The sequence below is a fragment of the Falsiroseomonas sp. CW058 genome, assembly GCF_050563535.1.
Taxonomy (GTDB): domain Bacteria; phylum Pseudomonadota; class Alphaproteobacteria; order Acetobacterales; family Acetobacteraceae; genus Falsiroseomonas.
This window is the reverse complement of record NZ_JBNXUO010000003.1, coordinates 78409-100819: the sequence shown is the minus strand read 5'-3', so window position 1 is coordinate 100819 and position 22411 is coordinate 78409. Positions and strand designations below refer to the sequence as shown.

At 72.8% G+C, this 22411-nt stretch carries 18 protein-coding genes; 4 read left to right on the top strand and 14 right to left on the bottom strand.

Going from position 1 to position 22411, the window contains the following annotated elements; genetic code table 11:
* Positions 1-4: 4 nt before the first annotated feature.
* The 5 genes from ACK8OX_RS03845 to cysN all read right to left on the bottom strand — a co-directional run bounded on the left by ACK8OX_RS03845 (position 5) and on the right by cysN (position 6010).
* Complete coding sequence (locus tag ACK8OX_RS03845; RefSeq protein ID WP_430662804.1) at positions 5-697, bottom strand: ABC transporter ATP-binding protein; 693 nt, start codon at positions 695-697, stop codon at positions 5-7.
* A 43-nt stretch (positions 698-740) separates the two neighbouring features.
* Positions 741-1517 (bottom strand): ABC transporter ATP-binding protein, encoded by a 777-nt coding sequence (locus tag ACK8OX_RS03840; RefSeq protein ID WP_430662603.1) that lies wholly within the window; start codon positions 1515-1517, stop codon positions 741-743.
* 199 nt (positions 1518-1716) lie between these two features.
* The gene (locus tag ACK8OX_RS03835) at positions 1717-3171 is read right to left on the bottom strand and encodes a DUF2927 domain-containing protein (RefSeq protein ID WP_430662602.1); all 1455 of its coding nucleotides are present in this window, start codon (positions 3169-3171) and stop codon (positions 1717-1719) included.
* Positions 3168-3992 carry a sulfotransferase family 2 domain-containing protein gene (locus tag ACK8OX_RS03830; RefSeq protein ID WP_430662601.1) on the bottom strand — a complete coding sequence of 275 codons (825 nt, stop codon included), beginning with the start codon at positions 3990-3992 and terminating at the stop codon, positions 3168-3170. Before ACK8OX_RS03830 ends, ACK8OX_RS03835 begins: the two co-directional genes overlap by 4 nt.
* A gap of 134 nt (positions 3993-4126) precedes the next feature.
* Complete coding sequence (gene cysN / locus ACK8OX_RS03825) at positions 4127-6010, bottom strand: sulfate adenylyltransferase subunit CysN (protein ID WP_430662600.1); 1884 nt, start codon at positions 6008-6010, stop codon at positions 4127-4129.
* 188 nt (positions 6011-6198) lie between these two features.
* Here cysN and cysQ point away from each other — a divergent pair, with 188 nt between their 5' ends.
* The 4 genes from cysQ (at position 6199) to ACK8OX_RS03805 (ending at position 10865) form a co-directional block, all read left to right on the top strand.
* Positions 6199-6996 carry a 3'(2'),5'-bisphosphate nucleotidase CysQ gene (gene cysQ, locus ACK8OX_RS03820; RefSeq protein ID WP_430662599.1) on the top strand — a complete coding sequence of 266 codons (798 nt, stop codon included), beginning with the start codon at positions 6199-6201 and terminating at the stop codon, positions 6994-6996.
* Positions 6997-7064: 68 nt separating this feature from the next.
* Positions 7065-8579 (top strand): hypothetical protein, encoded by a 1515-nt coding sequence (locus tag ACK8OX_RS03815; RefSeq protein WP_430662598.1) that lies wholly within the window; start codon positions 7065-7067, stop codon positions 8577-8579.
* Positions 8572-9834: a glycosyltransferase gene (locus ACK8OX_RS03810; protein ID WP_430662597.1), complete on the top strand. Its 1263-nt coding sequence runs from the start codon at positions 8572-8574 to the stop codon at positions 9832-9834. The genes ACK8OX_RS03815 and ACK8OX_RS03810 overlap by 8 nt, the downstream gene beginning before the upstream one ends.
* Positions 9835-9845: 11 nt before the next feature.
* Positions 9846-10865, top strand: coding sequence for a glycosyltransferase family 4 protein (locus tag ACK8OX_RS03805; RefSeq protein ID WP_430662596.1), 1020 nt, complete (start codon positions 9846-9848; stop codon positions 10863-10865).
* A 27-nt stretch (positions 10866-10892) separates the two neighbouring features.
* Here the strand turns inward: ACK8OX_RS03805 and ACK8OX_RS03800 are convergent, their stop codons facing one another.
* The 9 genes from ACK8OX_RS03800 to ACK8OX_RS03760 all read right to left on the bottom strand — a co-directional run bounded on the left by ACK8OX_RS03800 (position 10893) and on the right by ACK8OX_RS03760 (position 22356).
* Positions 10893-12629 carry a methyl-accepting chemotaxis protein gene (locus ACK8OX_RS03800; protein WP_430662595.1) on the bottom strand — a complete coding sequence of 579 codons (1737 nt, stop codon included), beginning with the start codon at positions 12627-12629 and terminating at the stop codon, positions 10893-10895.
* Between the two features lie 152 nt (positions 12630-12781).
* Positions 12782-13903: a hypothetical protein gene (locus ACK8OX_RS03795; RefSeq protein ID WP_430662594.1), complete on the bottom strand. Its 1122-nt coding sequence runs from the start codon at positions 13901-13903 to the stop codon at positions 12782-12784.
* The gene (locus ACK8OX_RS03790) at positions 13900-14640 is read right to left on the bottom strand and encodes a hypothetical protein (protein WP_430662593.1); all 741 of its coding nucleotides are present in this window, start codon (positions 14638-14640) and stop codon (positions 13900-13902) included. Before ACK8OX_RS03790 ends, ACK8OX_RS03795 begins: the two co-directional genes overlap by 4 nt.
* Before the next feature lie 31 nt (positions 14641-14671).
* Positions 14672-18124: a DNA polymerase III subunit alpha gene (dnaE, locus tag ACK8OX_RS03785; protein ID WP_430662592.1), complete on the bottom strand. Its 3453-nt coding sequence runs from the start codon at positions 18122-18124 to the stop codon at positions 14672-14674.
* Between the two features lie 91 nt (positions 18125-18215).
* Positions 18216-18899 (bottom strand): ABC transporter ATP-binding protein, encoded by a 684-nt coding sequence (locus ACK8OX_RS03780; protein ID WP_430662591.1) that lies wholly within the window; start codon positions 18897-18899, stop codon positions 18216-18218.
* The gene (locus ACK8OX_RS03775; protein WP_430662590.1) at positions 18892-20142 is read right to left on the bottom strand and encodes a lipoprotein-releasing ABC transporter permease subunit; all 1251 of its coding nucleotides are present in this window, start codon (positions 20140-20142) and stop codon (positions 18892-18894) included. The genes ACK8OX_RS03780 and ACK8OX_RS03775 overlap by 8 nt, the downstream gene beginning before the upstream one ends.
* 2 nt (positions 20143-20144) lie before the next feature.
* Positions 20145-20318 carry a hypothetical protein gene (locus tag ACK8OX_RS03770; protein WP_430662589.1) on the bottom strand — a complete coding sequence of 58 codons (174 nt, stop codon included), beginning with the start codon at positions 20316-20318 and terminating at the stop codon, positions 20145-20147.
* A 1-nt stretch (position 20319) separates the two neighbouring features.
* The gene (gene proS / locus ACK8OX_RS03765; protein ID WP_430662588.1) at positions 20320-21627 is read right to left on the bottom strand and encodes a proline--tRNA ligase; all 1308 of its coding nucleotides are present in this window, start codon (positions 21625-21627) and stop codon (positions 20320-20322) included.
* Between the two features lie 429 nt (positions 21628-22056).
* Positions 22057-22356: a DUF1467 family protein gene (locus ACK8OX_RS03760; protein ID WP_430662587.1), complete on the bottom strand. Its 300-nt coding sequence runs from the start codon at positions 22354-22356 to the stop codon at positions 22057-22059.
* Between the last annotated feature and the right edge of the window lie 55 nt (positions 22357-22411).

Here is a 22411-nt window from a genome sequence, read left to right as displayed (position 1 = left end):
GCGTTCAGACGCCGAGGTAGTCGTGCAGCCGGTCCATGCTGGCGGCCAGTTCGCCGTTCGGCACCATGTCCACCACGCGGCCGTGTTCCATGACGTAGTGCCGGTCCGCCACCGTCTGCGCGAAGCGGAAGTTCTGCTCGACCAGCAGCACGGTGAAGCCGCGCTGCTTGATGCTGCGGATCATGGCGCCGATCTGCTGCACGATCACCGGGGCGAGCCCCTCCGACGGCTCGTCCAGCAGCAGCAGCCGCGCGCCGGTGCGCAGGATGCGGGCGATGGCGAGCATCTGCTGCTCGCCGCCCGAAAGCTTCGTGCCCTGGCTGCGCGCGCGTTCCTTCAGGTTCGGGAACAGGGTGTGGATCTCCTGCACCGAAAGCCCGCCGGGCGCGATCACCGGCGGCAGCATCAGGTTCTCCGTCACGTCGAGCGAGGCGAAGATGCCGCGCTCCTCCGGGCAATAGGCGATGCCGGCGCGCGCGATCAGGTCGGGGCGCAGCCCGATCGTCTCCCGCCCCTCGAAGCGGATCGAGCCGGTGCGCCGGCCGGTCAGCCCCATGATGGCGCGCAGCGTCGTCGTCTTGCCCGCGCCGTTGCGGCCGAGCAGCGTCACCACCTCCCCCGGGCGGATGTCGAAGCCGACGCCGTGCAGGATGTGGCTTTCGCCGTACCAGGCCTCGAGGTCGCGGATCTCCAGCATCGCGGCGCCCTGCGCCGCCGCCGCCCGCGCCTCGGTCATCGCCTCAGCCATGCGCCTCGCCCCCCGAGATGCCCGGATCGGTGCCGAGATAGGCGGCCCTGACCTCGGGGTTGCGGCTCACCTCGGCATAGCTTCCCTCGGCCAGCACGCGGCCGCGGGTCAGCACCGTGATGGTGTCGCAGAGCCCCGACACCACGGTCAGGTTGTGTTCCACCAGCAGCACCGTCCGCCCCTGCGCCACGCGCTGCACCAGCGCCATGATGCGCCCGACATCCTCATGCGTCATGCCCGCCGTCGGCTCGTCCAGCAGCATCATCACGGGATCGAGGGCGAGCGTCGTCGCGATCTCCAGCGCGCGCTTGCGGCCATAGGGCAGCTCGCCCGCATTGATGCGGGCGTAGTCGGTCAGCCCGACATCCTCCAGCAGCGCGAGCGCCCTGTCGTCATAGCCCCGCAGCAGCGATTCCGACCGCCAGAAGTCGAAGGACCCGCCCCGCGCGCGCTGCAGCGCAAGGCGCACATTCTCCAGCACCGTCAGGTGTGGGAAGACCGCCGAGATCTGGAAGGACCGCACCAGGCCCAGCCGCGCCACCTCCGCCGGCATCAGCTTCGTGATGTCCCGCCCGTCGTAGAGGATGGTGCCGCGCGTCGGCGGCAGGAACTTGGTCAGCAGGTTGAAGCAGGTGGTCTTGCCGGCGCCGTTCGGTCCGATCAGCCCATGGATGCTGCCGCGGCGGACCCGCAGCGCGACGTCGGACACCGCGACGAAGCCGCGGAATTCCTTCGTAAGCCCCTCGGTCGCGAGGATCGTGTCTGACACCCCCGGACGCCTCCCCAGAACTCTTTCCCTGTCGCAACCTTGCCGGTCGCAGGCGGTTCTGCTGCCGCCGCATGCCCGTCATGCCGCACGCACATTCATGTATGCGTTGGCGCCGCGACGCAAGGCCGGCGCGCCACCTTCCCGCGCGCCCCGCGCCACGGCCGCGCCCCGCCGCCATCACGCCCCGGTGTGGCGCGCCTCAGCGGTCGAGACGGACGGTGCGGATCGCCTCGGCCACCACCGGCGCGGCTTCCCGGCGGGTCATGCCGGGGCGCAGCGAGGGATGGTAGAGCAGCCGCAGGAAGCGCCCGTCCTGCGGCGTCAGGTCCACATGCGGCAGGGTGTCGTTGAAGATCGTCGCCGGGACCGAATCGTCGCGCCCAGGCAGGCCGAGCACGGCCGAGAGCTGCGCGACGATGCAGCGCCAGATGGTGGCCGGCTGGTGGCCCGCCCCGATCGCCACCACCGCGGCATCCGGCAGGTTGCGCGCGGCATCGGCGAAGGCGGTGAAGCGAAGGCAGGGCCGGCCCGGCAGCCCCGCGCGGATGGCCGCGGCCAGCGCGGCGCGGTCGAAGCGCGGGTCGAGCCGCGCCGGCAGCGCCGCCGCGGGGTCGGCCGCGATCGCCACGACCAGGTTCGCCGGTTCCCCGGGCCGCGCCATGTCGATGCTGTGGCGCGTCATCCAGCCGAGCTGCGCGGCGTGCCAGGCAACCCAGCGGCGGTAGCCCAGCGCGGGCGGGTCGGCCACGACCTCGATCCGCACCGCGCCCTCCCACCGGGCCAGGCGCGCCAGCGGCGGGCCGGCGAAGGCGATGCGGAGGAAGTTGGCCGCGACCTCGGCATCGGGCGGGCCTTCGGCCGGCGCGGCGCGGCGCATCCCCCGCAGGGCGGCGCGCGCCGCGGCCTCGGCCTCGGCCCGGCGCATTCCGGGGTGGATCGACGGATGGTGCAGCAGGCGGATCAGCCAGCGGTCCTGGCCGGTCAGGTCGATGCAGGGGCTGTGGTCGTTGAAGATGGACCATGGCACGCCGTCGTCGTCGCCGAGCAGGCCGAGCAGCTGGGACAGCTCCTCGACGATGCCGGCCCAGATCGTGGCCGGCTCGTCCCGCGTCGGCACGACGACCAGGCCGAACGGGATCTCCGGCGCGCCATCCGCGGGAAGGCCGGGTACCAGCCAGGCCAGCGTCTCCGGCGTGACGCCCGCCAGCAGGCGCTCCAGCGCCGCCGTGTCGGCGAAGACGCGGCGCAGCACACCCCATGGCCCGGGGGCGCGCAACGCCGCCACCGGGTCGGGGGAGAGCACCATCAGCACGTTGGCGCCGCCGCCTTCCGCCAGGCCGACCGGCCGGCCCGTGAGCGCCGCGAGGTCGGCGGCGTGGCGCGCCACCCAGGGCGCGTAGCGGCCCGCATCCTCGCCGGCCAGCGCGATCCGCATCGGCATGCGGAAGCGCAGCAGCCGGTCGCGCGGGGGAGAGCCGGTCTGCGCATCGCCCCCGAGGGCGATCGCCGCGAAGGCGCGCGCAAGCTCGGCGTCGCCCGGGTTGAAGAAGGCGGCGGCGGGGATGGAAGCGGCATCCGTGGCGCCCAGCGCCGCGCCGTCCCGCCCCGCGGCCGCCAGCGCCGCCGCGAGCAGCGCGCGGCGCGGCGCCTTCACCCCTGCGCCTCGGCCCGGTCGAGCCACGCCTCGAGCGGGGCGGCGATGCGGTCCCAGTCGGCCGCGACCTCGCGGTGGACCGCGATGTCGAGGGCGTTCAGCTCCTCCATCCGCGCGCGCACAGCGGGCTCGGCGAGCCGCGCCATCACCCGCGCGCGTTCCTCTGCCGCGTCCTCGTTCACGCGGATCCGCGCCTGCGGCCGCATCTGCCGCCCGATCAGCGCGGTCAGCGCGCGGAAGCCGAGCTCGTGGCGTTCCTGGAGACCGACGAAGGCATAGCGGGTGCGCAGGTGGCGCAGCACGGCGGCGGCGTCGCCCGCGGCCACCATCGGCGCCGGCGCCAGGTGCCGCGCCGCCCTGTTGCGCTGGCCCGGCAGTTCCAGGAAGGCGTCGAAGTCGGGGATGCGTGCCTTCACCTCGGCCGCCAGCGGGTGCATCGCCGAACGCTGGTAGAGATAATCCGAGACGAGCCGGGCGGCGGGCTCGCGCAGCACGGTGAACAACCTCGTCGCGGGTTCCTCCGCCAGCACCGCCTCGACATGGCGCCAGGCGACGTGGCCCGAGGCGAAGCGCGCCGGCGGGCCGCTGCGGCGGGCGGCGAGGAAGGCTTCGGTCGCCGCGTCGAAGCGGACCAGCGCATGGGTGCGGCGGTCGGCGTGGTCGATGTGGATGCTGCAATAGGGTTGCAGCATCGTGGCGATGTCGGCGGTGAGCGAACTGCCGGCCGTCTTCGGCACATGCACGAACAGCCAGAGCGGCGGCGGCGGCGCGGGGGCGAGCCAGGCGGCAATGTCGCCCGAGAGGAGCAGCCCGGCGGTCACGGCGCCGCCGCCCGGCCGAACGCGACACGCGCGTCGGGCAGCAGGATGGCGGCGACCCCCGCCCCGGCGAGGGCCCCGCGCAGATGGGCCCCGACTTCGCGGGAGAGAAGCAGCGCCGGCGGCACGCCCGGCCTTCAGCCGCCGAGCAGCCGGCGCAGATGCGCCAGCACCACCTCCGCCGCCTCCTCCGGCGTGCGGCCGAGGGTGGCGAGGCGGAGTTCCGGCGACTCGGGCGCCTCGTAGGGGCTGCTGACGCCGGTGAAGTTCTGGATCGCGCCGCGCCGCGCCTTGGCGTAGAGCCCCTTCGGGTCACGCCGCATGCATTCCTCGATCGGCGTGTCCACGAAGACCTCGATGAACTCGCCCTTCCCCATCATCTCCCGCACCATCCGGCGCTCGGCGCGGAAGGGCGAGATGAAGGAGCACAGCACGATCAGCCCGGCATCGAGGAACAGCTTCGCCACTTCCCCCACGCGCCGGATGTTCTCCACCCGGTCGGCATCGGTGAAGCCGAGGTCGCGGTTCAGGCCGTGGCGCAGGTTGTCGCCGTCCAGCGTGTAGGTGTGCCGCCCCTCGCGGTGCAGCGCCTGCTCGACCAGCTTCGCCACCGTGGACTTGCCGGACCCCGAGAGGCCGGTGAACCACAGCACCAGCGGCACCTGGTGGTCGAGCGCGGCGCGCGCCCGCTTGTCCACCAGGAACTCCTCGGCATGGATGTTGGTGGCGCGGCGCAGCGGGAAGGCGATCATCCCCGCGCCGGCGGTGCGGTTGGTGAAGCGGTCCACCAGGACGAAGGCGCCGGTCTGCCGGTTCTCGGCATAGGCGTCCATCGGCACGCGCTGCGCGCAGGACAGGTTGCAGACCGCGATCTCGTTGAGGTCGAGCCGCTTGGCCGGCTGCTGTTCCAGCGTGTTGACGTCCACGCGGTGCTTGATCTGCGTGACGGAGGCGGTGGTCCAGAAGTTGCCGATCCGCATGAGGTACTGCCGCCCGGGCAGCATCGGCTCCTCGTCCATCCACAGCAGGTGGGCGGCGAACTGGTCCGCCACCTCCGGCCGGTCGGCGAGCGGGGCGAGCACGTCGCCGCGCGCGACATCCACCTCGTCGGCGAGGCAGAGCGTCACCGCCTCCCCCGCCGCCGCGCGGTCCTGGTCGCCGTCGGGGCCGAGGATGCGGGACAGCCGGCTCTGCCGGCCCGACGCCGCCACCACCACCGCATCGCCCACCGCGATGCGGCCGCTGGCCACCGTGCCGGAGAAGCCGCGGAAATCCTGGTTCGGGCGGTTCACCCACTGCACGGGGAAGCGGAACGGCTTGTCCTCCGCCCCGTGGTCCACGTCCACCGCCTCCATGTGCGCCAGCAGCGTCGGCCCGCGATACCAGGGCGTGTTGCCGGACCGCACGGTGACGTTGTCGCCGAAGCGGGCCGAGACCGGCACCGGCACCAGCGTGGTGAAGCCGAGGCCGGAGGCGAAGGTCGCCCAATCGCCCACGATGCGGTCGAAGGTCGCCTCGTCGAAATTCACCAGGTCGATCTTGTTCACCGCGAGCACGACATGGCGGATGCCGAGCAGCGAGCAGATGAAGGTGTGCCGCTTGGTCTGCGTCAGCACGCCCTTGCGCGCGTCGCACAGGATGACGGCGAGGTCGGAATTGGACGCGCCGGTGGCCATGTTGCGCGTGTACTGCTCGTGCCCCGGCGTGTCGGCGACGATGAAGCTGCGCCGCGGCGTCGCGAAGAAGCGGTAGGCGACGTCGATGGTGATGCCCTGCTGGCGCTCCGCCTCCAGCCCGTCCACCAGCAGCGCCAGGTCGATCTCCTCGCCCAGCGTGCCGTGCTTGCGGCTGTCCTTCGCGATGGAGGCGAGCGTGTCCTCCATGATGAGCCGCGAGTCGTACAGCAGCCGCCCGATCAGGGACGACTTGCCGTCATCCACCGACCCGCAGGTGAGGAAGCGCAGCAGGCTGCGGGACGAGGCCTCTCCGGCGCGGTCGGGGGCGGGCGTGTGGGTGTCCATCGCGGGCCGTCTCACTCCATCTCGGCCCGGCGGGCCTGCGCCGCGGCGCCGCAGGCCGGCGACGCCGTTCCAGGGCGGTCACGGGGGTAGGACCCCGCCTGGCGGCAGGCTATCACATGATCGGGCTCGGCGTCGCAAGATGGGCGGATGGGCCATCCCCTTCCCCGGTCACGGACCCGCCGCCGACGATGCCCGATCCCGCCAGCCTGCTTCCGCACCTCGTCGCCATCGCGGCCGAGGCCGGGGCCCGCATCATCGCCATCCGGCAGCGCCCGCACGCGGTGGCCGGGAAGGCCGACGGCAGCCCCGTGACCGAGGCCGACCTGGCGGCGGAGGCGGTGATCGCCGCAGGGCTCGCGCAGGTCGCGCCCGGCATCCCCGTGGTGTCGGAGGAGGATGCGCACCGGCCCGCGCCGCCGGGCGACGGCGCCTTCCTGCTGGTGGACCCGCTGGACGGCACGCGCGAATTCCTCGGCCAATCCGGCGAGTTCACGGTGAACATCGCCCTGATCGAGGGCGGGCGCCCGGTCTGCGGAGTGGTCTACGCCCCTGCCCTGTCGCGCATCTGGCGCGGCGCGGTCGGGCATGGGGCGGAACATGCCGTGCTGCCGCCGGGCGCGGATGCCGGCGCGGCGGCGTGGACGCCGAGCCTCGCCCGCCCCCGCCCCGACGAGGGCTGGACGGCGGTGGCGAGCCGTTCCCACCTCGATGCGGAAACGCGGGACTTCCTGGCGCGGCTGCCGGTGGCGGAAAGCCGCTCGATCGGCTCCTCGCTGAAGTTCTGCCTCGTCGCGGACGGGGAGGCCGATGTCTATCCGCGCTTCGGCCCGACCTGCGAATGGGACACCGCGGCGGGGCAGGCGGTGCTGGAGGCGGCGGGCGGGCGCGTGACCCGGCCGGACGGCGCGCCGTTCCTCTACGGCAAGGCCGCACAGGGCTACCGCAACGGCCCCTTCGTCGCCTGGGGGCGGGAGCCCGGGCGTTGACACCCCGGGGCAAAGCCTCTTGAGAGAGGGCCGCTGCGGCATGCCGGAGGCAGGACGTGTTCGTCTTCGTGGATGAAACCCTGCAGCTGGGGCTGGACTGCGCCGCCGCGCTGCCATCCCGCCGCATGGCGGTCTATGGCTGGGCGGTGACGCCGCGCGGGGCGGAGACGGGGCTGTCCGTCTCCGCGGGCGCCGCCGGCGACTGCGCGATCGAGCATGTGAGCTTCCATCCCGCCCCCGCGGCGGTGCAGGTCGATCCCCGGCGTGCGGTGGCGAACGGCTTCACCCTCGTCGTCGCGACGCCCGATGCGGCGCCCGAGGTCACGCTCGCCCTTGCGGCCGGCGGCGCGGTGCTGCGCGCGGACCTGCGCGACCCGGCCATCGGAAGCGACCTTGCGAAGGCCACGGCGGCGCGCGACGGGCGGGCGAATGCGGCGCTGCTGCGCGCGGCGGCCGAGGACCGGGCGCTCGCGCCGCTGCTCGGCCATGGGCACCGCCCCTTCGGCGCCTTCGCGGACTGGATGGCCGCCCTGCCGGTGCTGCGCGGGCGCGCCGAACACGCCCCCTTCGCCGAGGTCGAGGCGCTGGCCGCCCCCTCGGGCGAGGTGCTGGCGGTGCTGCGCGCCGGCGGGCCGCTTCCGGCCGAGGCGGAGGCCTCGATCGTGCCGCTCGGCTCGCCCCGCGGCCGGGACGGCGCGCTGGACCTGCCCCTGGCGCTGCCGGTCGCGGACCGCCACGCCGCGCGCCTGCCGCAGGCGCTGGTGGCCTATGCCCGCATCGCGCCGGGCTGGGCCGACCGGCTGGGCGGGGTGGAGCTGCTGGTGGAGGCGCGGCTGCGCGGGGAGGAACGGGGCTGGCTGCGCATCCGCCCCGCCGCCGCCACCGTGCCGGACCTGCTGGACGCCCCCGCCCGCGCCGCCGCGCAGGCCGGCGCCGCGACGCCGGGGCTCGACCTGCTGCGCCACCTGCTGGCCCGGCGGGAAGCCGCCTTCGCGCTCACCCTCGCCGCGCTGGCCGCGCCGCCCGGCGCCGGGCGCGCGCCGCGCCTCCTCCTCGTCCTCGGCATCGACGACCCGGCGGCTGTGCGGATGTTCCAGGTCACCGCGGCCGAGTTCGAGCGGCGCTGCGACACGCTGCTGCTGCTGGGCGAGGCGGCGGAGGAGGCGGCCGAGGTCTTCGCCCGCCGCGGCCGGGTGGCGGCGCTTGCCGGTGCGGCCGCGATGGGCGCCGTGCAGGAAGCCGCCGGCCGCGGCGGCCTCGTGGCGGTGGACGCCGCCGTCTTCGCGCAGTCCGTCGCGGCGGACCGCGCGGCCGAGGCCTTCGCCGATGTCCTCCCGGCCGGTGAGGTCGCGCGGCTCCTGGCGCTGCACGCCGTGGCGGGCTGCGCGCCGGCGCTCTCGGACAGCCTGGCGCGGTTGCTGCGGTCGCGGCGGCCCGGGCCCGGCGGGGCCGGATTCGCCCCAATCCCGCGCGCCTGGAGCGGCCGGGCGGCGGCGGAGCTGGTGGGCACCCATCTCGAACGGCTCTGGGCCGCGGGCGCCGCGCCCGGCGCACGCCCCGCGGAGCGCCCGCTTCATGTCTGACACCGCCCGCCGTTCCATCTGCATCCTCGCCCATTCCCACCCCGACTTCTCGAAGGGTGGGGGGGAGCTGGCGGCGCACCGGGAATTCCATGCGCTGCGCGCCGCCGGGCGGCGGGCGGTCTATGTCGGCGCCTGCGAAGTCGGTACGCAATACGCCGCCACCCGCCCGATCGAGACGGTGCTGCCGCACGGCCCGGACGAATACGTCTATTCCTTCGCGGGCATGGCGGGGGACCGCCTGGGCTGGGACGACCCGCAGCAGCGCCGCGCGCTGGTGGAGTTCCTCGCCGGGCTCGGCAGCGATGTCTACCACCTGCACCACGTCTGGCGCGTCGGGGTGGACCTGATCGCGGAGCTGATGGAGGCGCGGCCGAACGCGACCTTCGTGATGACGATGCACGAGATGCTGGCGATCTGCCTGAACCACGGCCAGATGGTGCGCACGCGGTCGCGCGAGCTGTGCCGGCGGGAATCGCCGCTGCGCTGCCTGTCCTGCTTCCCCGACCAGTCGCTGGAACGCTTCGCCTTCCGCAAGGCCGCGCTGATTTCCGTCCTGCGCCGCTTCGACGCCGTGCTGTACCCGAGCGAGTTCATCCGCGCCCGCTACGAGGAATGGGGGCTGACGGGCCCGCACGCCGCGGTGGTCGAGAACTACCTGGGGGACGAGGCACTGTCCCTGCCCCGCGCGGCGGGCGATTCGGCGCGGCTCGCGCCCCGCTTCGGCTTCTTCGGCACGCCCGGCGCCCACAAGGGGCTGGACGTGCTGCTGCGCGCCCTTCCCCTGGCCCTGCGCGAGAGCCCGGCCATCACGCTGAGCGTCTTCGGCTGCGAGCGGGAGGATGCGGTGCGGCTCTTCCCGGGGATCGACCGCGTGATCGATGCGGCGGGGCAGAACCTCGCCTTCCTCGGCCGCTACGACGCGGCCGATGCGGTGGAGCTGATGCGGTCGGTGGGCTGGGTGGTGGTGCCGTCGATCTGGTGGGAGAACTCGCCCGTGGTGATCCAGGAAGCCCGGCGCGCCGGCACGCCGCTGCTGGTTTCCGACATCGGCGGCATGGCGGAGAAGGTGGAGCACGGGGTGGACGGGCTGCACTTCCGCCGCGGCTCGCCCGTGGACCTGGCGCGCGCGCTGGTCGATGCCGCGCAGCCGGAGCTGCATGGCCGCATCGCCGCGTCGCAGCGGGACGTTCCGGGGCGCGACGCCTTCCTCGCCGCCCTCGATGCCGCCTTCGCGCCGCGCGGCGCCGCTGCCTGACGCGCGCCGGGATGGAGCGGATCGCCATCGTCATGTCGCATGCCAGCCGCTCCATGGGCGGCGCGGTGCGCGACGTGCACCTCGCGGCCGGCTTCCGCGCGCGGGGGGTGGATGCGCGGCTGTACCGCATCCATGCGGGCACGGAGGTCGAGGAGGACAGGATGCTCGGCGTCCCGCTGACCTTCTGCCCCAGCGACAACCCGGACGAGATCCCGCACCGCCAGACCTCCGCCGCGCTGCGGGCCGCGGTGGCGGCCTTCGCGCCGGACGCCGTGCTGTACAAGGGCCTCGGCTACCGGGTGAACGCCGACCTCCAGGCCGGCCTGCCGGAGCGCGTGCGCATCGGCCTCGTCGTCGGCGGGGCGGTGCAGGATCCGCTGCTGCCGCGCGCGTCGCTCGTGCTCGGCGAGTACCGGGAACAGCTGGCGCGCTGCTTCCTGCCGCTGTGGCGGGCGGGGCGCGCGCTGGTCCTGCCGAAGCATGTCGACCTGGCGCTGGCCGGCAGCGGCGTGCCGCCGGAAGCGCCGGAATTCGACATCGTGAATGTTGGCACCTTCGCCGAGCCGCGGAAGAACCAGGCGGCGCTGCTGCCGCTGGCGGAACGCCACAGCGTCGCCTTCGTGGGCGCCGGGCCGCTGCTGGCGGCGCAGCGGCGCCAGACCCGCGGGCGCCACAAGGCGCATTACCTGGGCCGGCTGCCGCATCCGGAGGTGTTCGGCGTGCTGCGGCGGTCGGCGATCATGGTCCATGCCTCCACCATGGATGGCCTGCCGCGCGCGACGGTGGAGGCGATGGCCTGCGGCCTGCCGGTGGTGGCCCTGCATGCGACCATCGATGGCGGCATTCCCCCCACCGCGGGGCTTCTGGTGTCGCCCGAGGGGCTGCGCCCGGCGGCGGAGCTGCTGCTGGCCGACCCGGCGCTGCGGCTGCGGATGGGCCGGGCGGCGCGGCGGCATGTGGAGACGCATCACGGCCCGCGGGCGATCGACGCCGCCGCGGAGCGCGCGCTGGGCGTGCTCCGCGGCGGTTGACCGGAGCCTCGGCTGGGGCGCCGGGGTTCAGGCCGCACGCATGGTCTGCAGCGCCTGGTCCAGCGCCGCCTTCAGCGCGGTGCCCTGGCGCGCCACGTCGCCGGTGGCGTCGCGCAGGCCGACCAGGGCCTGCGTCGTCTCCTCGACACCGGCGGTGACGCGGGAGACGCTGGCCGAGACGTCGTTGGTGCCCTGCGCGGCCTCGCCCACGCTGCGGGCGATCTCCTGCGTGGCGGCGCCCTGTTCCTCGACCGCGGCGGCGATGGCGGCGGCGATCTGGTCCACCTCCTCGACACGGGTGCCGATGGTGCGGATCGCCTCCACCGCCTGTTCGGTGGCGCCCTGGATCTCGCCGATCTGGCGGCCGATCTCCTCCGTCGCCTTGGCGGTCTGGGCGGCGAGCTGCTTCACCTCGCCGGCGACCACCGCGAAGCCCTTGCCGGCATCGCCGGCGCGCGCGGCCTCGATGGTGGCGTTGAGGGCGAGCAGGTTGGTCTGGCCGGCGATGTCGGAGATCAGCTTCACCACGTCGCCGATGCGGGCGGCGGATTCCGACAGGCCGCGCACCGTCGCGTCCGTCCGGCGGCTGTCCTCCACCGCGCGCCGCGCCATGTTGGCCGCCTGGCCGACCTGGCGCGTGATCTCGCCGATGGCGGAGTTCATCTCCTCCGCCGCCGCGGCGACCGTCTGCACATTGGCGCTGGCCTGCGTCGCGCCGGCGGCGACGGAGGCCGCCTGTTCCGCCGTGCGGCGCGCCGTGCCGTCCAGGCTTTCGGCCGTGGCCTGCAGCTCCGTCGCGGAGGCCGCGAGGGCGCGCACCACGCCGCCCATCGCGGCTTCCACCCCATCGGCCGAGGCGAGAGCCGCGGCGCGGCGTTCGGCCTCGGCACGTTCCCGCGCGGCCGTCGCCTCGGCTTCCAGCGCGCGGGCGCGGCGCGCCGTCTCGCGCAGGACCTCCAGCGAACGGGCGAGGCTGCCGGCCTCGTCGCGGCGCTGCGTGCCGGGCACCGGCTCGTCCAGCTCGCCGGCCGCGATGCGGGCGGTGGCGGCGCCGAGGGCGCCGACCGGGCGCGCCGTGCCGAACAGCAGCAGCCAGGCGGAAAGCGCGCCGGCCAGCACCAGCCCCGCACCGAGCAGCGCGGAGATGGTCCAGGTCGCCGCGGCGACATCGGCGCGCGCATTCGCGCTCTCCGCCTCGGCCTCGTCCACGGCCAGGTTGGTCATGCGCACGAGTTCGTCGCGCAGCGCCTCATAGGGGGGGATGAAGCGTTCCCGCATAATTGAGCGGGCGCGATCCTGCCCGCCATTCGGGTCACGCGCCGCATCCAGCGCGGCCCCGGCATGGCCGGAGACCTCGCGGAACTTTGCCTCGACCTGGGTGAGTTCGGCCGCCTTGCGCGGCAGGCGCTGCCGCGCCTCCGTCAGGCGCTGGTTGAAGGTCCGCACCGCGGCATCGCGCTGCTGGGCCACCAGCGCCAGCTGCGCCGGGTCCTGCGCGGCGAGGATGGCGCGATAGGTCAGGGCGGCGAATTCGCTGGTGTTGCGGTTCATCCGCGCCAGGGCGAGCGTTCCCGGCATCATCTCCTCGACCACCTTCTCGAAGTCGTCGGCGATGCGCTGCTTCGTGCTGAGCGCGACCACGCCGACGATGACGGCCGCGGTGGCCAGCGCGCCGAGCGCGATCAGGATCTTCGCGAGGATGCCGAGATTGGCGGCCGGGTTGAATCCGGACCGGGGTTGCGGTGGTGTGGTCGTCGCGGACATTCGGGCGTCTCCGGCTCAGGGCGCGCCGCGCGCACCAACCGCCGAAGTGGCGGCCGGTGCCACGGCCGGCACCGCTTGTGCCCGGATGGCCTTAAGGTCGCGTATATGACGGTATCGGAAAGAACCTTGCGCCGGGTGCTGCGCCCGGTCCCTCAGGCGCCGTCCCGCTCCGCCGCGCGGCGCTGCGCGAGGTCGAAGGGTAGCTGGAAAGCGATCTCGTCCCGTCCCCAGTACTGCCGCAGCGAATTGCGCAGCGCGTCGGGGCCGAGCGCGACGCGCCGCCCGTCCCGTGGCGTCACCGCCACCAGCGGCGCCAGCAGGTCGCGCCAGAAATCGGCGGACAGCCAGGCATCGACCACGCTGGCATGCATCCCCGGCGCCAGCGCGTCGCGGGTCGGCGCGACCTGGAAGGGGGGCGTGCCGAGGAACAGGCCCTCCTTCCCGAAGAACCGCGCCTCCGCCACCACCGAGGAGGAGACACCCACCACCCGCTGCACGCTGTCCTGGGCGAGGAGGATGTAGACATTCTCCGCCGCTTCGCGGATGCGGCGCAGCGGCAGGCCAATGTCGTGCAGGCCGAAGCCGTCCGGGTTGTAGGGATGCGGCTTGAACAGCACCGGCCCGTCCCGCCCGATCGCGGCATGCAGCGGGCGGGCGAAATCCCGCAGGTCCACCAGCCGGCCATCGGCGATCAGCGCGCGGTCCACCCGCGTCTGGCCGATCACCAGGCAGCGTTCCGTGACCGGGCGCGTGGGTGGCATCTTGATGGCGGTCGCCGCCATCAGGTCGGCCCATGGCTCGAACAGGTGGTCCTCGGCGTGGTGGCGGCGCAGCGCGTCCAGCACCTCCGGGTGGTCCGTCTGCACGGCGAACAGCACGTCCGGCCCGAAGCGGACGGGGTGGATGTTGAGGTCGATCCACGGGATGCCGAGCCGCGTCAGCAGCCGCTTCTGCAGCCCCGCCAGTTCGAACCCGATCACCGCCGCCGCGCCGTCGAAGGACGCGGCCAGCAGCGCCGCCGCGTCCCGCGGCAGGTCCGGCGCGTCGAACAGCGCCGCCCAGCCCTCGATATCCGGCGCGACCCCGGCGAGTTCGTAGAACAGCCGCGTGTCGAAGCCGCCGCCCCAGGTGAGCGGGACGACGTCGAGCCCGGTCGCGGCCGAGACGGGCCGGCGCAGCAGCCGGTGCAGCCAGAGAATGTTGCCGTCCTGCGCCGGGCGGAAGGCATCGTCCTGCGGCCGCAGCACGTCGCCGGTGAGGAGGATGCGCGTCACGCCCGCTCGATGCGCGCCCAGGCGAGGCCGAGGCCGAGCCGGCGGGTGTCGCGGCGCGGCCCGGTCGCCGGGTCCTCGTGCTGCGCGCCGTGCAGCAGCAGCGTCACGCGCGCGCCGGCGGGCATGGGAGGCAGCGTCGCGCGCGCCTCGAAGATGCCGGTCGTGCCGTCGTTCCCGACCGTCGCGAAGGACAGCGGCACGCCATCGAGGAACCAGTCCTGGCCCGAGAGGTCGAGCGGGACGCCGAAGGGGGAACGCAGCGCAAGCGTCAGCACGACGTCGCCGCCCCCCAGCGCCGGCAGCAGCAGCGTGGCGCAGCGCGCACCGCCCGACCAGCGGAGCGAGCCGCCTTCCGTCCGCTCCGCCGCGAACCAGCCGAAACCGAGGAAGGCGTCATCCCCGGCCTCCACCGCCGCAGGCCCGGCTTCCGGCGGGGCGACCCCGCCTGCCGCGGCGGCCAGGCGGGCGGCGGGGATGGTGCGGAGGGGGTCGATCCGCAGCCGCTCCTCGCGCGACAGCGCGGCGGCGGCCTGCGCCTGGGCCAGCGCATCGACCCGCGCGGACAGCCGCGCGACCTCCTCGACCAGGTGTTCGCCAAGCAGCCGCGCCCCCGGCTCCAGCCCCGCCAGGATGGGCGCCGCGGCTTCCCGCAGCCGGATGGCGTGGCGGCGTTCCAGCGCGGCATCGAGCAGCGCGTCCGCGCGGTCCGGCGAGAGGTCGAGGAAGGGGTGCGTCACGCCCGCCTTCCTAGCGCCGCGGCCGGCGGCATCACAACTCCTGCACCTCGGCGACGCCGGGCAGCACCTTCATGGCCTGCATCAGCCGGGGCGAGACGTTGAAGCCGCCGGGCAGCGCGATCTCCACCTCCTGCCCCGGGCCGGTGACGGGGACGACGACGACCTTGCTGCGGCCCTTGCCCTCCCGCAGCAGCACCTCGCGGATGTGGCCGATGGCGTCGGTCCGCTCGAGCCACAGCTTGACGCCGCCCGCCAGGTTCGCCGCCGCCTTGTCCAGCGGCTCCACATCCTGCGCGGTCAGGCGGACGGTGTCGCCGTCCAGCCGGACCTCGGTGGTGACGACCAGGGCCGCGCCTTCGGTCAGCTGGTCACCGGCGCGGACCAGCGTCTCGCTGAAGAAGGTGATCTCGAAGCTGCCCTGCGCGTCGGAGAAGCGGACCCAGGCCATCCTGTTGCCGGTCTTGGTGCGGCCGGACTTCACGGCGACCACGGTGCCGGCCAGCTTCATCCGCGCCGCCCCCGCCCGTGCCTTGTCCGCCATCTGCGCCGAGGAGACGACGCCGAGCTTCTGGAGAGCCTTGCGGTAGGTGTCGAGCGGGTGGGCCGAAAGGTGAAAACCCACCGCTTCCGCCTCGTAGGACAGCTTCTCCAGCATCGGCCAGTCCTGCGCCTCGGGCAGGCGCAGCGGGGGGGGCGCGGTCTCGGCGCCGAACATGTCCCGCGTCGGGCTCGCGCGGCGCTCGGCGGCTTCCTGCGCCGCGCGCAGCACGGCCTCGACCCCGGCCAGCATCCGCGCGCGGTTGCCTTCCAGGCTGTCGAAGGCGCCGGCCTTGGCCAGGTTCTCCAGCGCCATCTTGTTCAGCAGCTTCGGGTCGACGCGGCCCGCCATGTCCGAGAGCGACCGGAAGGGTCCAGCCGCGTCGCGCGCCGCGACCAGGTCCTTCATCGCGCCGAGGCCCACGCGCTTCACGGCGGCGAGCGCGAAGCGGATGGCGATGCTGCCGTCGTCGCGCGTCTCCAGCACGAATTCCGCGCCGGAGCGGTTCACGTCCGGCGGCAGCACCGCGATGCCGAGGCGCGAGGCCTCCTGCATGTGCCCCGCCAGCTTGTCGGTGTTGCCGAGGTCGAGCGACATGGAGGCGGCGAGGAAGGCGACGGGGTGGTTCGCCTTGAGGTAGGCCGTCTGGTAGCTGACCAGCGCATAGGCGGCGGCGTGGGACTTGTTGAAGCCGTATTCGGCGAACTTCTCCATCAGGTCGAAGATCTCGCCGGCCTTCGCCTCCGGCACGCCGTTCTTCACGGCGCCCTCGACGAAGATCTTCCGCTGCGCCTCCATCTCGGAGCGGATCTTCTTGCCCATGGCGCGCCGCAGCAGGTCCGCGCCGCCCAGGCTGTAGCCCGCCAGTTCCTGCGCGATCTGCATCACCTGCTCCTGGTAGACCAGGATGCCGTAGGTCTCGCCCACGATGTGCATGATGGCGGGGTGCGGCGGCTCCCACGGCTCGCCGTGCTTGCGCTGGCAATAGGCGGGGATGTTGGCCATCGGGCCGGGGCGGTAGAGCGAGACGGCGGCGATCAGGTCCTCCAGCCGGTCGGGGCGCATCATGCGCAGGCAGTCGCGCATCCCCTGGCCTTCGAACTGAAACACCCCGGCCGCATCGCCCCTCGCCAGCATCTGGTAGGTCTTCGCATCGTCGAGCGGGATCTTCGCCAGGTCGATCGCCACCCCCTGGCTGGCCAGCAGCTGCACCGCGCGCTGCAGCACCGTCAGCGTCTTGAGGCCGAGGAAGTCGAACTTCACCAGCGACGCCTGCTCGACATACTTCATCGAATACTGGGTGATGAGCATGTCGCTGCGCGGGTCGCGGTAGAGCGGCACGATGTCCAGCAGCGGCTTGCGCCCGATGACCACGCCCGCGGCATGGGTGGAGGCGTTGCGGTACAGCCCCTCGATCTGCTGCGCCACTTCCAGCAGGCGGCTCACCTGCTCGTCGTTGTCGCGCATCTCCTGCAGCTTCGGTTCGCCCTCGATCGCCTGGGCGAGCGTCACAGGCTTGGCGGGGTTGAAGGGGATGAGGCTGGCAATGCGGTCCACCTGGCCGTAGGGCAGGCCCATCACGCGCCCCACGTCGCGCACCGCCGCCTTGGCCTGGAGCTTGCCGAAGGTGATGATCTGCGCCACGCGATCGGCGCCGTATTCGCCCACCACGTAGCGGATCACCTCGTCGCGCCGGTCCTGGCAGAAGTCGATGTCGAAGTCCGGCATGGACACGCGTTCGGGGTTCAGGAACCGCTCGAACAGCAGGCCGAAGCGCATCGGGTCGAGGTCGGTGATCAGCAGCGCCCAGGCCGCCACCGACCCCGCGCCCGACCCGCGGCCGGGCCCGACGGGGATGTCGTGCGCCTTCGCCCACTGGATGAAGTCCGCGACGATCAGGAAGTAGCCCGAGAAGCCCATCTTCTCGATGACCGAAAGCTCATAGGCGAGGCGTTCCCGGTACTTGGCCCGCTCCGCCGCCGGCGTGCCCTGCGCGTCGAGCCGGGATTCGAGGCCGGAGCGCGCCATGTCCGCCACCGTCTCCGCCTCGGTCATGCCGGGCGTGACCTTGGGGCAGATCGGCAGTTCCGGCTTGCGGCCTTCCGCCATCACCGCGCAGCGGCGCGCGACGGCGAGCGTGTTGTCGCACGCATCCGGAAGGTCGGCGAACAGCTCCCGCATCACCCGGGCGGGCTTGAACCAGTGTTCCGCCGTCACGCGCCGGCGGTCGGGCTCGGCGATCACCCGGCCTTCCGCGATGCAGAGCAGCGCGTCATGCGCCGCATGCATCGAGGCCTCGGCGAAATAGACATCGTTGGCGGCGACGATGGGCAGCCCGGCCCCGTCCGCGAGGGCGAGCAGCGCGGGTTCGATCGCGCGTTCCACGGGCAGGCCGTGGCGGTGCAGCTCCACCACCAGGTCGTCGGGGCCGAATGCCTCCCGCAGCTGCGCCAGCAGCCGCGCCGCGGCGTCGCGCCGCCCTTCCGCCAGCATCCGCCCGAGCGGCCCGAGCGTGCCGCCCGTCAACAGGATGAGGCCGGAGGAATGCGCCGCCAGCGTCTCGACCGAGATGCAGGGCTGGCCGGAGGGATCGCTGCCGAGGAAGCCCGCGGAGGACAGGCGCTGGAGGTTGTCGAGCCCGGTCGCATTCTTCGCCAGCGCCACCACCGGGTCGGGTCGGTTGCGCTGGTGCTCCGGGCCGCGGCCCGGCTCCTCCGTCGCGGCGCGGCCAAGCCAGTACTGGCAGCCGATGATCGGCTGCACCCCCTTCCCCGTCGCCGCCTGGCTGAATTCCAGGGCGCCGAACAGGTTCGCCGTGTCGGTCAGCGCCACCGCCGGCATCCCGTCCTTGGCGGCGAGCGCGACGAGCTTGTCGGCCTTGATCGCGCCTTCCGACAGCGAATAGGCGGAATGGGCGTGGAGATGGATGAAGGAGGGCGCGGTCATGTCCGACCAGTCTACCATGGGCGGCACCCGATCGGGGAAGGATGCTGCTGCGGGGGCGGCACGCCGGTGCTTCCGGCGACGCCCCCGCCGCCTATCCCGGTACCACCATCCCGTCCCGCAGCGTGACGATACGGTCCATCCGCGCCGCAAGCTCCGGATTGTGGGTGGCGATCAGCGCGGCAAGCCCATGCCCGCGCACGGCGTCCAGCAATTCCTGGAAGACCCGGTCCGAGGTCGCGACATCGAGGTTCCCGGTCGGCTCATCCGCCAGCAGCACCCGCGGGCGGTTGGCCAGCGCGCGCGCGATCGCGACGCGCTGCTGTTCGCCGCCCGAGAGCTTGCCGGGGCGGTGCCCCTCCCGCCCCCCGAGGCCGAAGGCGCGAAGCAGCTCCATCCCCCGCGCATCGGCCTCCGCCCGCGCGATGCCGGCCGCCATCTGCGGCAGCGCGATGTTCTCGAGCGCGGTGAATTCCGGCAGCAGGTGGTGGAACTGGTAGACGAAGCCGATGGTGCCGCGGCGGATCGCGGTGCGCTGGTCGTCGTTCAGCGTGCCGGCGGCGCGGCCCTCCACGAAGACCTCGCCGGCATCCGGCCGCTCCAGCAGGCCCGCCAGGTGCAGCAGCGTGGACTTGCCGGTGCCGGACGGTGCGACGAGGGCCACGATCTCGCCCGCCCGCAGCGTCAGCGCCGCGCCGCGCAGGATGGGCAGCTCGCCGGCTTCCGTGCGGAACCGGCGCTCCACCCCGCGGAGTTCGAGGGGCGGCGCGTCACTCATTGCGGAGCGCCTCCACCGGGTCGGTCCGCGCGGCGCGCCAGCTCGGGTAGATCGTGGCCAGCAGCGACAGGCCGAGGCCCATTCCCACCACCTGCGCCACTTCCTTCGGGTCCACCACGGCGGGCAGGCGCGACAGGAAGTAGACTTCCGGGCTGAAGAGCTGCGTGCCCGACAGCGCCTGGATCAGCTGCCGGATGGATTCGATGTTCCAGCAGAAGACGATGCCGATCCCGAAGCCGATCAGCGTCCCCGCAACCCCCACGGAGGCGCCGCAGAGGAGGAAGATGCGCAGGATCGCGCCGCGCGTCGCGCCCATGGTCCGCAGCACCGCGATGTCCCGCCCCTTGTCCTTCACCAGCATGATAAGGGAGGAGACGATGTTGAAGGCGGCCACCAGGATGATGAGCGTCAGGATCAGGAACATCACGTTCCGCTCCACCTGGACGGCGGCGAAGAAGCTGGAATTGGCGTCCTGCCAGTCCAGGATGCGCACCGGAGTCTCGCCCATCGCGCCGCGGATCGCGTTGGAGACGCGGCGCACCTCGGTCGGGTCCTGGACGAAGACCTCCACCTGCGTCGCGGCGTCGCCGGTCTGGAAAAAGACCTGCGCGGCGGGCATCGGCAGGAAGACGAAGCTGCTGTCGTATTCGTGCATCCCCACTTCGAACAGCGCCACGACGTTGTAGGCCCGCACTCGCGGCACCGTGCCGAACACCGTCGTGCGCCCCTGCGGGGAGACGAGCGTGATGCGGTCCCCCACCGTGATGCGCAACCGCTGCGCAAGGCGGGTGCCGATGACGATCGCATCCTCTCCCGCGAAGCGGTCGAGCGAGCCGGCGCGGATGTTCTGCGCAACCAGGCCGCGGGCGCGGAAATCCTCCGGCCTCACCCCGCGCGCGAGCCCGCCCGAGGCGCCGCCCTGCTCGCTCGTCAGCAGCACCTGGCCTTCGACGATCGGCGTCGCGCTGACCACGCCGGGCAGGCCGCGGATGCGCCCTGCCACGGCGTCGTAGTCGGTGATGTTGCGCTCGATCCCGTAGACGCCGAGATGGCCGTTGAGGCCGAGGATGCGGCCCAGCAGTTCCTGCCGGAAGCCGTTCATCACGCTCATCACGATGATCAGAGTCGCCACGCCGAGCGCGATGCCGACGAGGGAGAAGATCGCGATGACCGAGACGAAGCGTTCCCCCTTGCGCGCGCGCAGGTAGCGGAAGGCGACGGCCCGCTCGAAGGCGTCGAACATCGCTATCCCTTCGCAGCCTCGCTCAGCAGCTCGAGCACGACGCCGCCGCCGAGCCCGCCGAGCCCGCCCACCACCGCCGTCAGCCAGAGCGACTGGCCAAGGCCGAGCGCCTCCAGCCCCGTCGCGCCGGCCAGCAGCAGCACGACAACCACCATCGCCAGAACCATGTGACCCATGTCAGCCCCTGATCTTCCCGAGTGCGTCCTCGGGCGAGACCTCGTGCCGTTCCCCGGTCTGGCGGCGCTTCAGCTCCACCTTGTTGGCAGCCGCGCCGCGTGGGCCGACGATGACCTGCCAGGGATGCCCCATCAGGTCCGCGTCCGCGAACTTCACGCCGGCGCGATCGGCCCGGTCGTCATAGACCGCATCGGCGCCGAGCGCCGCATAGATTTTGTCGCAGAGCGCATCGCAGGCGCCGTCGCCAGGCTTCAGGTTCAGCACGGCGGCACGGAAGGGGGCCACCGCGTCGGGCCACCTGATCCCGGCCTCGTCGTGGTTCGCCTCGATGATCGCGCCGACCAGGCGGGAGACGCCGATGCCGTAGCTGCCCATCTCCGGCACCACCGCCTGCCCGTCAGCGCCCTGCACGGACAGGCCCATCGGCGCGGAATACTTGGTGCCGAAATAGAAGATGTGCCCCACCTCGATCCCGCGGGCGGACACGCGCTCGGCCTCCGGCAGCTTTTCCCAGGCCAGCGGTTCGTGCATCTCGTCGGTCGCGGCGTAGTGGGAGGTCCAGGCCTCCACCAGCGGCTTCAGGTCGCCGTCATAGTCGGGCGCCTCGGCCAGCGGGTCCATGTCCAGCAGGGTGCGGCTGACGAAGACCTGGCTCTCGCCGGTCTCGGCCAGGATGATGAATTCATGGGAGAGGTTGCCGCCGATGGGGCCGGTGTCGGCGCGCATCGGAATGGCCTTCAGCCCCATCCGAGCGAAGGTGCGGAGATAGGCGAGGAACATCTGCCGGTAGGAATGTTCGGCGCCTTCCTTCGTCAGGTCGAAGGAATAGGCATCCTTCATCAGGAATTCCCGCCCGCGCATCACGCCGAAGCGGGGGCGCACCTCGTCACGGAACTTCCACTGGATGTGGTACAGGTTGCGCGGCAGGTCGCGGTAGCTTTTCGCGTAGCTGCGGAAGATGTCGGTCACCATCTCCTCATTGGTGGGGCCGAACAGCATGTCCCGCTCATGCCGGTCCTTCAGGCGCAGCATCTCCGGCCCGTAGGCATCGTAGCGGCCGGACTGGCGCCAGAGCTCGGCCGACTGGATGGTCGGCATCAGGATTTCCTGCGCGCCGGCGCGGTCCTGCTCCTCCCGGACGATCTGGCCGACCTTCTGCAGCGCCCGCAGGCCCATCGGCAGCCAGGCATAGATGCCGGCGGAGGTCTGCCGGACGAGCCCCGCGCGCAGCATCAGGCGGTGCGAGACGATCTGCGCCTCGGCGGGGGTTTCCTTGAGGGTCGGCAGGAAGGCACGGGAGAGGCGCAAGATGATGGCTCCGGGCGGGCGGGAGAGGTGCGCGAACCTAGTGTTCCGCGCCGTTTCGCGCCAGCCGCACCGGGCCGGAGTTGGATGGCTGCTGCATCTGCTGCACCGCAGCAAGAAAATGACCCAAGCTGACAGACGCAAGAAATGTTCGCGCCCGGATCACGCTTCGGTGTTCACAAATTCCTTTGCAAACGGTTGCGGCCCCGCTAAACGAAAAGAGGGCCGCACCCGTGAGGGTGCAGCCCGAGTTTAGGGAGGAAACGCCAGTCACACGGCAGAGAGAGGATCAACCTCTCCCTGGACCGAATGTGGCGCTGGGGGGGAACGCGGCACAACCGAAAACGCCGCACCCGGAAGCCAAAAAACCGGCTTCCAGACTTGGTTTGCACAGTTTCGAGGCGGCACCCGCGGGGAGGCGGGTTTGCCGCCTCAGTTTTGTGCACGCCCCGGCAGCGGCGACGAGATGCCCGGCCCCTGATAGGCCCACCAGCCGTCCCGGAACGAAACCCAGCCGCTCTCGACAACCGCATAGACGCCAAGCCACAGGACTCCGGCGAGCAGCGTCGTCCCGATCACCTTGCGGCCGAGCAGCGGACGCGTCGGCGCGCCGCGCCAGCCCCCGGCCTCGGGATCGGCCTCCTCCACCGGGCGCGTGCCGATCGGCAGCACGCAGAAAAGCGCCGTCCACCAGATCAGCAGGTAGACGACGATGCCGGTGAACAAGTCCATCTCGGTCGGTGTCCCTGGAAACCGTTGAAAGCGGCCACGGGGCGGCGGATGCCGC